The organism is Pandoraea apista, from assembly GCF_001465595.2.
Classification (GTDB): domain Bacteria; phylum Pseudomonadota; class Gammaproteobacteria; order Burkholderiales; family Burkholderiaceae; genus Pandoraea; species Pandoraea apista.
In genome coordinates this window covers 5,166,029-5,180,352 of sequence record NZ_CP013481.2, presented here as the reverse complement: position 1 = coordinate 5,180,352, position 14,324 = coordinate 5,166,029, and the positions used below count along the sequence as shown (strand labels likewise).

General features: G+C 63.2%; 13 protein-coding genes. 8 read left to right on the top strand and 5 right to left on the bottom strand.

What is annotated here, in order from left to right; translation table 11 throughout:
• The first annotated feature begins 18 nt into the window (after positions 1 to 18).
• The 3 genes from AT395_RS23450 (at position 19) to AT395_RS23440 (ending at position 2,924) form a co-directional block, all read left to right on the top strand.
• Entirely contained in the window at positions 19 to 969 is a 951-nt protein-coding gene (locus AT395_RS23450; RefSeq protein WP_042114028.1) for a complex I NDUFA9 subunit family protein, read from the top strand.
• Between the two features lie 63 nt (positions 970 to 1,032).
• Positions 1,033 to 1,677, top strand: coding sequence for a glutathione S-transferase family protein (locus AT395_RS23445; RefSeq protein ID WP_042114030.1), 645 nt, complete (start codon positions 1,033 to 1,035; stop codon positions 1,675 to 1,677).
• The gene (locus tag AT395_RS23440; protein ID WP_048628530.1) at positions 1,674 to 2,924 is read left to right on the top strand and encodes a multifunctional CCA addition/repair protein; all 1,251 of its coding nucleotides are present in this window, start codon (positions 1,674 to 1,676) and stop codon (positions 2,922 to 2,924) included. Before AT395_RS23445 ends, AT395_RS23440 begins: the two co-directional genes overlap by 4 nt.
• Before the next feature lie 61 nt (positions 2,925 to 2,985).
• Here the strand turns inward: AT395_RS23440 and AT395_RS23435 are convergent, their stop codons facing one another.
• The 4 genes from AT395_RS23435 to AT395_RS23420 form a co-directional block, all read right to left on the bottom strand.
• Positions 2,986 to 4,044, bottom strand: a complete 1,059-nt coding sequence (locus tag AT395_RS23435) for a YopJ family acetyltransferase (RefSeq protein WP_048628531.1) — start codon at positions 4,042 to 4,044, stop codon at positions 2,986 to 2,988.
• Positions 4,045 to 4,180: 136 nt separating this feature from the next.
• Positions 4,181 to 5,083 (bottom strand): glutamate/aspartate ABC transporter substrate-binding protein, encoded by a 903-nt coding sequence (locus AT395_RS23430; RefSeq protein WP_042114033.1) that lies wholly within the window; start codon positions 5,081 to 5,083, stop codon positions 4,181 to 4,183.
• Positions 5,084 to 5,332: 249 nt separating this feature from the next.
• Positions 5,333 to 5,527, bottom strand: a complete 195-nt coding sequence (locus AT395_RS23425) for a DUF2905 domain-containing protein (protein ID WP_010805524.1) — start codon at positions 5,525 to 5,527, stop codon at positions 5,333 to 5,335.
• A 30-nt stretch (positions 5,528 to 5,557) separates the two neighbouring features.
• On the bottom strand, positions 5,558 to 6,772 hold the full coding sequence (locus AT395_RS23420; protein WP_048628532.1) for a class I SAM-dependent methyltransferase: 1,215 nt from the start codon (positions 6,770 to 6,772) through the stop codon (positions 5,558 to 5,560).
• Between the two features lie 258 nt (positions 6,773 to 7,030).
• Between AT395_RS23420 and AT395_RS23415 the strand changes: the two genes are divergently transcribed.
• The 5 genes from AT395_RS23415 (at position 7,031) to glmS (ending at position 12,651) form a co-directional block, all read left to right on the top strand.
• On the top strand, positions 7,031 to 7,873 hold the full coding sequence (locus AT395_RS23415) for an SDR family oxidoreductase (RefSeq protein WP_231586172.1): 843 nt from the start codon (positions 7,031 to 7,033) through the stop codon (positions 7,871 to 7,873).
• Between the two features lie 21 nt (positions 7,874 to 7,894).
• Positions 7,895 to 8,290 carry a dihydroneopterin aldolase gene (locus AT395_RS23410; protein ID WP_039370528.1) on the top strand — a complete coding sequence of 132 codons (396 nt, stop codon included), beginning with the start codon at positions 7,895 to 7,897 and terminating at the stop codon, positions 8,288 to 8,290.
• Positions 8,291 to 8,324: 34 nt separating this feature from the next.
• Positions 8,325 to 9,248, top strand: a complete 924-nt coding sequence (ttcA, locus tag AT395_RS23405; RefSeq protein ID WP_376738396.1) for a tRNA 2-thiocytidine(32) synthetase TtcA — start codon at positions 8,325 to 8,327, stop codon at positions 9,246 to 9,248.
• A 104-nt stretch (positions 9,249 to 9,352) separates the two neighbouring features.
• Complete coding sequence (gene glmU, locus AT395_RS23400) at positions 9,353 to 10,714, top strand: bifunctional UDP-N-acetylglucosamine diphosphorylase/glucosamine-1-phosphate N-acetyltransferase GlmU (protein ID WP_048628533.1); 1,362 nt, start codon at positions 9,353 to 9,355, stop codon at positions 10,712 to 10,714.
• 107 nt (positions 10,715 to 10,821) lie between these two features.
• Positions 10,822 to 12,651, top strand: a complete 1,830-nt coding sequence (gene glmS / locus AT395_RS23395) for a glutamine--fructose-6-phosphate transaminase (isomerizing) (RefSeq protein ID WP_042114039.1) — start codon at positions 10,822 to 10,824, stop codon at positions 12,649 to 12,651.
• Positions 12,652 to 12,780: 129 nt separating this feature from the next.
• Here the strand turns inward: glmS and AT395_RS23390 are convergent, their stop codons facing one another.
• Positions 12,781 to 14,286 carry a M81 family metallopeptidase gene (locus tag AT395_RS23390; RefSeq protein ID WP_048628748.1) on the bottom strand — a complete coding sequence of 502 codons (1,506 nt, stop codon included), beginning with the start codon at positions 14,284 to 14,286 and terminating at the stop codon, positions 12,781 to 12,783.
• Positions 14,287 to 14,324 lie beyond the last annotated feature (38 nt).

The following is a 14,324-nucleotide window of genomic DNA, read 5'->3' as shown; positions in this document are numbered from 1 at the left end:
ATGACGCGGAGGTGACGCATGCGCTATAACGTTTGTGTCGTCGGTGGCACCGGTTTTATCGGCAGCCATCTGGTAGCCCGGCTGGTGACCATGGGACACGCCGTGCGTTTGCCAACGCGACGCGTCGAGGCCGCCAAGGCGCTCGGCGTGTTGCCCGGTGTGGAACTGGTCGAGTGCGATGTGCATGATCCGCGCGCGCTGGAGCGAGTGATTGCGGGGTGCGACGCGGTCATCAATCTTGTCGGCGTGTTGCACAGCGACCGGGGTACGCCGTACGGTCGCGCGTTCGCCCGTGCTCACGTGGAGCTGCCGCGCAAGATCGCGCGGGCATGCCGCGACCGGGGCATCGACCGGCTCCTTCACATGAGCGCGCTCGGTGCCGATTCGCACGGCCCGAGCATGTATCAGCGCTCCAAGGGCGACGGCGAGGTGGCGATTCGCGAGACGGGCATTCCTGTCACGATCTTCCGTCCCTCGGTGGTGTTCGGCCCGGGCGACAAATTCCTGAATACGTTTGCCAAGCTGCAACGGCGCCTGCCTGTCGTGCCGCTGGCGAGTGCCAAGGCGCGCTTCCAGCCGATCTACGTGACGGACGTTGCGCAGGCCTTTGCGGGGGCGCTCGATAACGACGCGACGGTGGGCAAGACTTACGAGCTGGGCGGCCCCGACGTCTACACACTGGAAGCGCTTGTGCGTTTTGCCGGTGCCGCGTGTGGCTGCGAGCGGCCGATTCTGCCGCTGCCCGACAGCACCGCGCGTTTGCAGGCGGCGATTTTCGAGAAGCTGCCGGGCGAGCCGATCATCACGCGCGACAATCTCGACTCCATGACGGTCGACAATGTCATGAGCGGTCCGCTGGCGCCCGAACTCGGTCTCACGCCGAATGGGCTCGAAATTGCCGTCGATTACCTCGATGGCGACAACTGGGAGCGGCGTCTGTCGGATTACCGGCGGTACGCGGGGCGCTGACGTCTCACGCTCCTTCATCGGTCGCGCGCCACCCCCAACGTGCCGCGCGCAAGGAAAGTCCTCATGCAACTGATCATCGCCAACAAAAAATACTCGTCATGGTCGATGCGTCCATGGGTCGTGCTCAAGCACTTCGGCATTGCGTTCGACGAGCAGCAAGTGTGGCTCGCGCAACCCGACTCGCGCGAGCAGATTCTGCGCTATTCCCCCACCGGCAAAGTGCCGTGTCTGATCGACAATGGCATTACCGTGTGGGACTCGCTGGCTATCTGCGAATACCTGGCCGACAGCTATCCGCATTTGCCGCTGTGGCCGAAGTCGCGTGAGGCGCGCGCCCACGCGCGCAGCATTTGTGCCGAAATGCACAGCGGCTTCACCGCCCTGCGCACGAACATGTGGATGAATGTCGCTGCGCATTGGCCGGGGGCAGGCGCGACGCCTGAGGCGCTGGCCGATATCCGTCGTATCGAAGCGATCTGGGAGGATTGCCTCGCACGTCACGACGGCCCGTTCCTGTTCGGCGACTTCACCATTGCCGATGCCTTCTACGCGCCGGTGGTCATGCGCTTTGCCACCTTCGAGCCGTCGCTGTCGGCGCACGCGCAGGCGTATGCCGACCGCATTCGCGAAGTGCCCGCGGTGCAGGCGTGGGTGGCGGCGGGCCGTGGCGAGACGGTGAGCGTGGCCTATTACGACGTGCGTCCATGAAGATTTACGCTGTCGGCGGCGCGATTCGCGACGCCATGCTGGGACTGCCCGTCAAGGACCGCGACTATGTGGTGGTCGGCGCGACCCCCGAGGAAATGGTGCGCAAGGGCTTCAAACCGGTGGGCAAAGATTTCCCGGTGTTCCTCCATCCTCAGACCCGTGCCGAATACGCGCTCGCTCGTACCGAGCGCAAGACGGCGCGCGGCTATCACGGCTTTTCGTTCTACTTCGCCCCGGAAGTCACGCTGGAAGAAGACCTCGTGCGGCGCGACTTCACGATCAACGCGATGGCGCGCGAGGTCATGCCCGATGACAGTCTGTCTGACGAACTGGTCGATCCCTACGGCGGCAAACGCGATCTCGAGGCGAAGTTGTTCCGCCATGTCGGCGAAGCGTTTGCGGAAGACCCGGTGCGTATTCTCCGTTGCGCGCGCTTTGCCGCGCGCTTCACCGATTTCTCCGTTGCCGGCGAAACCCTCGCGCTGATGCGCGAAATGACGGCGAACGGCGAAGTCGACGCGCTGGTCGCCGAGCGTGTCTGGCAGGAGATCGCGCGCGGGTTGATGGAGCACCAGCCGTCACGCATGTTCGACGTGTTGCGTGCGTCGGGCGCGCTGGAGCGCATCTTGCCCGAGTTGGCGCAGCTATGGGGGGTGCCGCAGCGTGCCGACTTCCACCCCGAGGTGGACACCGGCTTGCATGTGATGATGGTGGTCGATTACGCGGCGAAGCAGGGGTACTCGTTGCCGGTGCGCTTTGCGGCGCTCACGCACGACCTCGGCAAAGGCACGACGCCGGAAGACGTATTGCCGCGTCACATCGGACATGAAGGGCGCAGTGTGGGATTGCTCGGCCCGTTGTGCGCGCGCTTGCGGGTGCCCGTAGAGTGCCGCGAGCTGGCGCAGGTCGTGGCGCGCGAGCACGGCAATATCCATGCAAGCCAGAAGTTCGGTGCAGCGGCATTGGTACGTTTGCTGGAGCGCTGCGACGCTTTGCGCAAGCCCGATCGGTTCGTGGAAGTGCTTCAGGCTTGCGAGGCCGATGCGCGCGGACGGGGCGGCGATTTCGCAACGGCGCCGTATCCACAGCGAGACCGTTTGATGGCTGCACTCGATGCCGCGCGCGGCATCGATGCAGGGGCTGTCGCCAGACAGTATGCCGACGATCCCTCGAAGATTCGCGACGCCGTGCAAGCCGCCAGAATCGAAGCCGTTGAGGCGGCGGGGCTGGGCGCCGCAGACGAGTGAGCGCCGCAGGGGAATGGCCGTTAGCGCTACAGGTCCGCGCGCCCGGAAGCAAACGCCATGACTACTGCGATTCCGTAGACGACATGAAGTCGTCGCGGCGCGGCGGCGCCAGCAATGTCGGGTCTTCGGCCGGAGGCGGAAGTGCGCGCCCGGCCATCTTTATCCGTGCCATTTCAATCGACACGCTGTAGGTCCGATCGCCGCGAGCGAAGACGAGACCCTTCTGACGCCTGATCAACTTGCCGACGGCGGGCGCCTGCGCCGGATCGTCCGGAATGCGGCGTTGGGCGTACTGGGCGAGTCGCGCCGATGACTGCGTATGCTGCATGAGGGCGGAGGGCAGCATCAGGTCCGCCTCGGCGCTCGCCACATATCCCTTGGTCAGCATGTCGCTGAACTCGCCCGCCCGCAAGCGTTGGTGTAACGACGTGAAGACATCGGCATTCCTGAACATGGTCTTGCAGGCGCACAAGCTGAACATCGCGCAATCGTTGGGGCTTTGTTGCGCCGCGGTCTCGAAGAACATCAGATGCTTGTCGAGCCCATTCCGGGCAATGCACCTCACCGTGTGCTTCAGGGCCATGGCGAGCCGAAGGAGCAGCATGCCCGCGCCGGTCGCGTTCAGCGTGCCGGACTCGATGACGATGATGGTCGGTTCCCCGGCATCGATGCGCAGATCGACCCCCACACAATGGCCTTCCATCGGGCTGAGCTCGACCAGACATTGCTCGCGGTGCGGCGCCCCCGCCCGGCATTGTTCGCCTATGTATTTCGCGAATGCGACGGGCGTTTCGTGATGCGTTATCCGTAAGCCCGGATAACGCGACATTTCCGAACGGACCAGCGCCGGAATGGCGTCACGATCGGCCCAGTACATTTGCATGCTCTGCCGATTGGCTTTCAGGAAGGCGACGGCGAAGTTGTAGTACTGCGTTGGCGTGTCGGGCAGCGTCAGTGTATCGGGCGCAGCAGGCGGAATATTTCCCGCGAATTGCAGCGCCACGCTGAATTGTCCTCCCGGCCGCGGGTAGCCCTCGGGATGACTCAGCGTGACCGGCCATGAGGTCGTTGACGTGACGGCACTGGCGCGGGGCGAGTGGCCGCCGGGGGAGGACATCATGAGAGAGGCTCCGGAAATGACGAAAGGCAAAGCCCCATGATGAAGGTCTTTGCCTTTCGCCGATGTTGCCCCTGATGCGCGAACTATGGATTTGCAGTCAGCGAGACGGCACGCCCTTGCACACGATTGACAGCGCTTATTCGAATGCCTTGTCGTTCGGATTCGCGTAGAGCTGTTTGAGCTGTTCGCTCATCGGGAAATTGAAGCTGGTGTTCTTCGGCGGCACCGGCGATTCGAACCACTTCTTGTACATCGTGTTGATCTCGCCGCTCTTCATTACTCCTGCGAGCGTGTCGTCGACGAGCTTTTTGAACTCCGTATCCCCGTGTTTCATCATGAAGCCGTAGGCCTCGAACGACTGCGGCGTGCCGGTCACGACCCAGTCGTCGGGGTTGCGGCCCATCGTGCGCGCACCCGCGAGCAACACGTCGTCCATCATGAACGCCTGAACGCGGCCGCCCTGGAGCATGGTGAACGACTCACCGTAATCCTTGCCCGAAATCACGCTCATGTTCATCTTCTTGTCGTTGTTCATCTTGTTGAGGATGCGCTCCGACGTTGTGCCCGCATTGGTCACGACCGGCTTGCCTGCCAGATCCGGGAAGTCCTTGATGCCCGAATTCTTGTTCACGAGCAGACGCGTGCCCGCCACGAAGAACGTATTCGAGAAGTTGACCTGTGCCTGACGCGCCTTCAGGTTCGTGGTCACGCCACACTCGATATCGACCGTGCCGTTTTGCACCAGCGCGATGCGGTTCTGGGAGGTGACAGGAATGAAGCGCACTTGCAGATCCGGCTTTTTCAGACGAGCCTTCACCACGTCAACGATCTTGTTGCACAGATCCTGTGAGTAGCCGATGACGTTGTGGTTGTTGTCGTAGTACGAGAACGGAATCGACGACTCGCGGTGCCCGATGGAAATCACACCGCTGCTCTCGATCTTTTGCAGCGTCTCCGATGCGTTCTGGGCCATCGCAGCGCCTGCCGCGACACACATTGCTACGCCCAGCATTACCCCGGTCAATCGCACCTTGATCATGTCCTGCTCCTGAAATGGTCTCACCGTGATTCAGATTTGAATCATTTGTTTCATGTTAATTTTTTTGCAACAAATGATCAAATGGTTGTTAACCCTAGCGGCGTCAAGGGTTTGGGGGCAGACACGCCAAGGCACACCGCGGCCTTGAGGGCGGCGGCGGGTGGCGGCAGACGGACGGGAAGCCGGGGCGGATAACGACGGGAGCATGCCGGCCGACGTTGCAACAGGTGTTGCGTCGACCGGCGGGAGTCAGAGCAACCGAATCAGCAGATTGAAGACGAGCGAAAGTACGACCGTCGAGGCGAACGGGAAGAGCATCTCCCTGCCCCGCCAGCGCAGGCGCAGATCACCGGGCAGCCGGCCGATGCCGAGCTTGGTGAGCCATGGCGAAGCAGCCGAGAGGATGCAGATCGCAATGAAGATCGTGAACATCCAGCGAAACATCGGCTTGACCTCTCTATGAAGGGGGGGATGTCAGAGCGCGTGGCTGCGGTCACCGGTGGCGAAACCGAGCAGGCCGGCCCACTCGTCCATGCCGCGTCCGAAGGCGATGACCTTGAAGAGTTCACCCATCTCGGCTTCGGAGAGCAGCTTCTGCGCGGCCGCGGCCGCTGGCAGGAACGTCTTCGGATCGGTCGGATCGAGTGCGCTCATCAGGTCGACGATACCCGCATTCATCAGGAATCGCGCCTGCGACGTGAAGCCCAGCAGATCGAGCCCGGCTTCGACGCCGGCGTCGGCAATGCCGGAAAACTCCACGTGCGCCGTGATGTCCTGCAAGCCGGGGTAGTAGAACGGGTCGTCGTGTGCGTGATGACGGTAGTGGCACATCAACGTGCCGTGAGCCCGTTGCGGATGGTAGTACTCGCGCGCGGGGAATCCGTAGTCGATGAGCAAGAGCACGCCACGCGCGAGCAGCGGCGCCACGCTGCGCACGAAGGCCGATGCGGCTTCGTGCGTCTCCGTCAGGTATTCCTGTGTCGGCGGCAAATCGGCCAGTGCCGCGAGCGCCTCCGGCAACGAGCCGTTATACAAACGCGCCTCCCAACCGAAACCCGTCGGCGTGCGGACCACGCCGCGCTCGAACCAGACGGGTTGTCCGGTCTCGTCGGGGCGGCGTGCCCACAGGCGCACAGGCATGGCGTCGAGCACTTCGTTGCCGAGCATCACGCCGTAAAAGGCGTCGGGCAATCGATCGAGCCATGTGACACGATCGAGCAGATGCGGCGCGGTGCTGGCAATGGTCTCGCGCTGGCGTGCACGCAACTCACCCGACAGTTCCATGATCGAGTACGTCTCGCAGGGCGTGCCTTCCGCCTCGAGCGCGAGCAACAGATCGGCAGCCAGGCGTCCGGATCCGGCGCCGAATTCCAGCACGTGCGCATCGCCCGTCTGCTCGAAGATCTCGCCGAGTTGGCGCGCCAACGTGCGCGCGAAGAACGGTGTGAGTTCAGGGGCGGTGACAAAGTCGCTGCCGTCGGCGGCGAGCCGGCCGAATTTGGCGGCGCCGGCGGCGTAATAACCGAGGCCGGGCGCGTACAGCGCCAGTTCCATGAAGCGATCGAACGGCAACCAGCCGCCGGCCGCGTCGATGGCGTCGGCGAGATGAGCCGTGAGACGGCGCGAGTGTTCGAGCGCGTCTGGCTCTGGAACGGGTAAACTATGGGGTTTCGGTGCGGCCTGATTCATGCGGGCATTGTAACGGAGACGGTGCAGACTGGCTGCTGGAGATGTGAAAGCGCGTCTGTGGCCGATATCGACACAATTTCCGCCAATTTTCGTTGGTTTTTAGCTGTTTTTTCGTGGTTTTCGCCAATTCCCGCGATATCTGCCCTTTGTCAGGGCGGTACGCGAGGCAATCGCAAGCCGCGACGCCCAATGTCCGGCCAAGCCGGCAGCCGCCCGAAGTTCGTCTACCCGCCCGCCCCACTGACCGGAATTCGCCGTATGACCGTTGCATCGACGCCACGCCCTACGCCTGCCATCAGCGACCGCTCGCGCACGCCCGCCGTGCCGCGCGTGGCGCTTGTGACGGGAGGCGCACGCCGGATCGGACGCGCGATCGCGTTGCGGCTTGCCGGCTTGGGCTGGGACGTTGCCGTTCACTACGAACGCTCGCACGACGAGGCGCTGGAGACCGTTGCCGCCATCGAAGCGTTGGGTCGCCGGGCCGTTGCGTTGCAGGCGTCGCTGGCCGACGAGGCCGCTACGGCGGCACTCATCGGCCGTTGTCGCGAAGCCCTCGGCGTGCCCACCTGCCTCGTCAACAATGCCTCGCGCTTCGAGTACGATAGCGCGGCCGATTTCGGCTATCAGGCGCTGGAGCGTCACATGCGGGTGAACGCGGGCGCGCCGCTCGTGCTCGCGCGCGAGATGCACGCGGCATTGGGCGAGACGCAGCGTGGTGTGGTCGTTAATCTGCTCGATCAGAAGCTGGCGAATCCGAACCCCGACTACCTGTCGTACACGCTGTCGAAGGCGGCGCTCGACGTGGCGACGACCTTGCTGGCGCAGGCCTTCGCTCCGCGCTTGCGGGTGGTCGGCGTGGCGCCTGGCGTTACGCTGCTATCGGTCGATCAGACACCGGCGGGTTTTGCGGCAGCCCATGCCTCGACACCGCTGGGCGCATCGTCTACGCCGGAGGACATTGCCCAGGCCGTGGCGTATCTGGCTGAAGCGCCTGCCGTGACCGGCACGGTGTTGTATGTCGACGGGGGGCAACATCTCGCGAGTTCGTCGCGCGACGTGAAATTTCTGACCGAGCCGGCCGATGCCGACCGGTCTCGTTGATTGTCATTACGAGTTTTCAAAATGCATAGCGCTCTTTCCCACCCTCGCCTGATGGACTGCCGTCGCATGTTCCTGCGCGACTATGAAGTGTTCATCAACATTGGCGTGCACGATCACGAGAAGCGGGGCGAACAGCGCGTGCTGATCAACGTGCAACTCTTCGTGCCGCTCGCCGAGAGCACCCCCGTGGCCGACAAGCTCGACGAGGTGGTCGACTACGACTTCATGCGCGAGACGATCGCCAAGCGCGTGGGACAGGGCCACATTCATTTGCAGGAGACGCTGTGCGACGACGTTGCGAGTGCGCTGCTGGCGCATCCGCGCGTGCGCGCCGTAGGGGTGTCGACCGAGAAGCCCGACGTTTATCCCGATTGCCACTCGGTGGGCATCGAAGTTTTCAAGATGAAGGATGCCTGACATGAGTGCCGTCATGCCCGAGACCGGCGCGCCGATGGTCGCGACCGGCAACGTTGCCGCCGATAGCGTGAAGAAAGCGCAGAAGCTCGCGTTCGAGAACAACAAGCTCGAGAAGCGGTTGTTCCGTCTGACGGGGCAGGCCATCGGCGACTACAACATGATCGAGCAGGGCGACCGTGTGATGGTGTGCATGTCCGGTGGCAAGGACAGCTACGCCATGCTCGACATTCTGCTCAAGCTGCGCGAGCGTGCGCCGATCGATTTTTCCATCGTCGCCGTCAATCTCGACCAGAAGCAACCGGGGTTCCCGGAGCATGTGCTGCCCGATTACTTCCGTTCCATCGGGGTGGATTTCCACATCGAGAATCAGGACACGTACTCCATCGTCAAGCGCGTGGTGCCCGAGGGCAAAACGACCTGCTCGCTGTGCTCGCGGCTGCGTCGCGGTATTCTCTACCGCGTGGCGGGCGAGCTCGGCGCAACCAAGGTCGCGCTCGGCCACCATCGCGACGACATCATCGAGACCGTGTTCCTGAACCTGTTCTACGGTGGCAAGCTCAAGGGCATGCCGCCGAAGTTGCAGTCGGACGATGGCAAGAACGTGGTGATCCGCCCGCTCGCGTATGTGCGCGAATCGGATCTGGAGCGTTACGCCGAGTACAAGCAATTCCCGATCATTCCGTGCACGCTGTGCGGCAGCCAGCCGAATCTGAAGCGCGCCGAGATGAAGGCGCTGATCCGTCAGTGGGAGAAGCAGCACCCGGGGCGCATCAAGTCGATCTTCAGCGCGCTCTCGAACGTGATCCCGTCGCACCTCATGGATACGAACCTTCACGATTTCAAGAATCTGCGTGCCACGGGGCAGCCCGATCCGCTCGGCGATATCGCGTTCGACGAAGCTCCCTGTGGCGACGAGAACGACGCGGGCATCATTCGCATCACGCAATTCGACGACTGATCGCGCGCGTGTCCGCACGCGGCATCATTCCTTGACGCGGCCCGCACACCTCATCGGCGGGCCGCAAGACACCGACACACCGACTTTCGAATCGTCACGACGCCATGAATATTGTGATTCTCGCCGCCGGCATGGGTAAGCGCATGCGCTCGAAACTGCCCAAGGTGCTTCAGCCGTTGGCTGGCCGGCCGCTTCTGTCGCACGTGATTGCGACCGCACGCAAGCTCGCGCCGGGCCAGCTCATCGTGGTGATCGGGCACGGCGGCGACGCCGTGCGTGAAGCCGTGGCCGGTGACGGCGTGCGCTTCGCCGAGCAGGCGCAACAGTTGGGCACCGGGCACGCGGTGCAGCAGGCGGCGTCGCTGCTCGACGAATCGGTACCGACGCTGGTGCTTTATGGCGACGTGCCGCTTACGCGCCCCGAAACCTTGCAGACACTGATCGACGCCGCGGGTAACGACAAGCTGGGCGTACTCACCGTCGATCTGGAAAACCCGACGGGGTATGGCCGGATCGTGCGCGATGCTGCTGGCAACGTGCAGCGAATCGTCGAACAGAAGGACGCCAACGAGGCCGAGCTGGCCATTCGCGAGATCAATACCGGCATTGTGATGGCGCCGACGCGCGCCTTGAAGGGTTGGCTGAGCGGTTTGAAGAACCAGAACGCACAGGGCGAGTACTACCTGACGGACGTCATCGCGTGCGCGGTGGCGGATGGCGTGCCGGTCGTCAGCACGCAACCGGCCTTCGCGTGGGAGACCGATGGCGTGAACGACAAGGCGCAGCTTGCACAATTGGAGCGCGACTATCAGCGTAACGCAGCGCGCGCATTGCTCGCGGCGGGTGTCACGCTCATCGATCCGGCGCGTTTCGACCTGCGCGGAGAGATCGTCTGCGGCACCGATGTTTCCATCGATGTGAATTGCATCTTCGAAGGCAATGTGACGATCGGCGACGGCGCGACGATCGGCGCGAACTGCGTGATTCGTAACAGCACCATCGGCGCGGGTACGCGCATCGAGGCGTTCAGTCATCTCGATGGTGCGGTGGTGGGCGCCGACGCGCACGTCGGGCCGTATGCCCGCTTGCGCCCGGGGGCCGATCTGGCAGACGAGGTACACATCGGCAACTTCGTGGAAGTGAAGAATGCATCGCTCGCGAAGGGCTCGAAGGCCAACCATCTGGCATATGTGGGCGACTCGACCGTGGGCGCGCGGGTGAACATCGGTGCTGGCACCATTACGTGTAATTACGACGGCGCGAACAAGCACCGCACGGTGATCGAAGACGACGTATTCATCGGCTCCGACACGCAGTTGGTGGCCCCGGTAACGGTGCGCCGCGGCACGACGATTGCTGCCGGCACCACCGTGTGGAAGGACACGCCGGAAGACGCGCTGGTCCTCAACGGCAAGACGCAGGAAGCGAAGATGGGCTATGTCCGTCCGCGCAAGCAGAAGCGGTAAAATCGGCGGTTATGGGCCGGTGCGCAAAGTCAAATGTGTGCCGGCGAGAGAGACGGATTCAGTCCGATCAAATGCGCCAGGGCCCTCTGGCATAAAGGGAAGCGAATATGTGCGGCATTGTCGGCGCGGTGGCGCGACGTAATGTAGTACCGGTGTTGGTTGAAGGTTTGCGCCGCCTGGAGTATCGCGGCTACGATTCGTGTGGCGTGGCGGTCTTGAAAGACGGCGTGCCGCAGCGTGCGCGCAGCGTGTCGCGCGTGGCGGATCTGGACGAGCAGCTTGCACAAACGCATCTCAGCGGCGAGACGGGCATTGCCCACACGCGTTGGGCGACGCATGGCGCACCGGTCACGAACAACGCGCATCCGATTTTCTCGCGCGACGAAGTCGCGCTGGTTCACAACGGCATCATCGAGAACCATGAAAGCCTGCGCGAGGAACTTCGCGGGCTGGGCTACGAGTTCGTGTCGCAGACCGACACCGAAGTCATCGCGCATCTGATTCATCACATTCTGACGAACGGCGCGGCCGGAGATTTGTATCACGCAGTGCGTCTGGCAACACGCCGGTTGCATGGCGCTTACGCCATTGCGGTGTTCCGCAAGCAGGAGCCGCACCGGGTGATCGGCGCGCGTGCGGGTTCGCCGTTGGTTGTGGGGGTGGGCGAGGGTGAAAACTTCCTTGCCTCCGACGCGCTGGCACTCGCGGGCACGACAGACAAGTTCATCTATCTGGAAGAGGGTGATGTGGTCGAACTCACGCTCGATGGCGTGACGATCATGGACCGCAATCACGCGGCCGTCGAACGCGAGGTGCGCACGGTGCAGGCGTATACGGGCGCGGTGGAACTGGGCCCGTATCGCCACTACATGCAGAAGGAAATCTTCGAGCAACCGCGCGCCATCGGCGACACGATGGAGGGCGTGGAAGGCATTTCGCCGACGCTCTTCGGCGAGAACGCAGAGGCGGTGTTGAGCAACGTCGACTCGATCCTGATTCTGGCGTGCGGCACGAGCTACTACTCCGGCATGACGGCCAAGTACTGGCTGGAGTCGCTGGCGCAGATTCCGACGCAAGTGGAAGTGGCGAGCGAGTATCGCTATCGCGACAGCGTGCCGAATCCGAAAACGCTGGTGGTGACGATTTCGCAGTCGGGCGAGACGGCCGACACGATGGCGGCCCTTCAGCACGCGCAATCGCTGGGCATGACGAACACATTGGCGATCTGCAACGTGGGCACCAGCGCGATGGTGCGCCAGACGGCGCTGCATTACCTGACGCGCGCCGGAACGGAAATCGGCGTGGCGTCGACGAAAGCATTCACCACTCAGTTGACCGCGCTGTTTCTGCTGACGCTGACCCTTGCGAAGCTGCGCGGGCGTTTGACGGCGGCACAGGAAGCCGATTACCTGACGCAATTGCGCCATCTTCCGGCGGCGCTGCACAGCGTGCTGGCGCTTGAGCCGCAGATCATCGCGTGGGCAGAAGAATTTGCCCGTCGCGAAAACGCGCTGTTCCTCGGACGCGGTCTGCACTACCCGATCGCTCTGGAAGGTGCGCTCAAGCTCAAGGAAATCTCGTATATCCACGCCGAGGCGTACCCGGCGGGCGAACTCAAGCATGGCCCGCTTGCGCTGGTGACGGAAGAGATGCCGGTGGTGACGGTGGCGCCGCGCGACGCGCTGGTCGAGAAGCTGAAGTCGAACATGCAGGAAGTGCGCGCGCGTGGCGGGCAGTTGTACGTATTTGCTGACGCCGATACGGAGATCGCGAATGCCGACGGCATCCACGTGATCCGCATGCCCGAGCATTACGGTCAACTCTCGCCGATTCTGCACGTCGTACCGCTGCAACTGCTGGCGTATCACACCGCCTGCGCACGCGGCACCGATGTCGATAAGCCCCGCAACCTCGCCAAATCGGTGACGGTGGAGTAACTCGAAGGGGCGCTTGTGTCGCGCCTCTCAAAAAAAAGCCGGCTTCGCTTTGCGCGAGCCGGCCTTTTTATTGATGGCGATTTTCATTGGGGCGCCGGCATGCGATCAATGTCGCACGCGTTGCCCGAATCAGTCTCGCTGGAATTGGGCCTTGTCCGAGAGAGGCCAATACTCACCTTGCAGATGCTCCCGCGCGAACGACGTAATGTCGGCGGTGCTCAACCCCACACTGTCCACCGAGATGATCTGCTTCGCCAGATGCTGATAGTAGGCACGGAAGTGATTAGCGCCCTTTAACGCAATGAGCCGGTGCTCGCTCACATCGAGACCGTGAAGCGCGAACGGTTCGATGTCGTAGATCTGCTCTGCGCGCGACGCCACGATGACATCAACGCCGTCGATGACAAGCCGGCACATCGCTCCCAGATCGAAGCGCACACCTGCAAACATGGCGCCCGGCCGGTTCACGAATTTGCCGTCGGTAATCGACTTGACGTAGGCGTCTGCCTCGATGGGCTCGCCCTGGTAGCGGCCCAGCTTGCCGCCCAGCGACACGCGAATCGTGGCGCCAACACCGGCCGCCTGCGCTTGCGCAACGACAGCCGCATCGTTGATCGAGGCGAAGCACGCGGTGCCCGGTGCCGGGCGCGCCGCCAGCAATGCACGCAGGAGATGCGTGCCGTCCCCGGGCGTGCCGCCCCCCGGGTTGTCGGCATACTCATTCACCACGATAGGGCCGTCTGCGGCAGCGAGCGCCATGGCGACGCCTTCGGCGGGCGACGGGAAGGACGGGTGGAACGCTTCGCGATGATTCCAGATCCAGTCGGCGACTTCGTCCGCCAGTGCCTGCGCCGTTTCCATATCGGCGTTCGTCGTACACACGACCGTGGGGCAGGGTGCGGCAATGTCGGCATACGGGAAGCCATGAAACCATGAGCAATCCACTACGCCTTCGCGTTTCGCAAGACGTGCGCAAAGCGCATTGACGAGCGACGGGGTAAAGCCGTCTTGCGTGGTGACGATGTAAGGCAGCATCGGCAGGCGTCGCATGGCAACGACCGGCTTCAGGTGCCCCTTCAGCATTTGCACCAGCAGCTCGACGGCCTCCACGCCGCGGTCGAAGAAGTCGGTATGCGGGTACAGCTTGCACGGCAGCGTAATGTCGCAGGCGCTACGCATCTCCTCCGTGAAGTTGCCATGCAAGTCATAGACCGCCGCGATGGGTACGTCGGGACCGACAAGCGCTCTCACGGCAGTGGCAAGATCGCCTTCGACGTCTTCCGTGCCGTCGGCCACCCCTGCGCCGTGCAGCGCCAGCAATACGCCGTCGACCGGTAGCGTTGCGCGGATACCGTCGAGGATTTCCTGCTTCATCAACGCGTAGGCGCTCGCCTCGATCGTGCCGGAGGGGGTGGCCTGTCCCACAAACGTGTATTCGAGCGTGACACCGGCCCGGCGAGCCCCTTCGATGAAGCCGCCTACCTGATGGTTCGACTGCTCGAAGGCGACGGGAATGGCGTCGTTCCCGTATTGCTCGAACGCACGCAACGGCGTCATGCCGGAGAATTCGGCCGCGTAGGTGTTGGTCTCGTGGATGATGCCGGCGACGGCGAAACGGGCAGAGGTGCGTTCCATGGTCAAGGTCATAGTCTCCTGGGTCAGCCTGTCTCGGC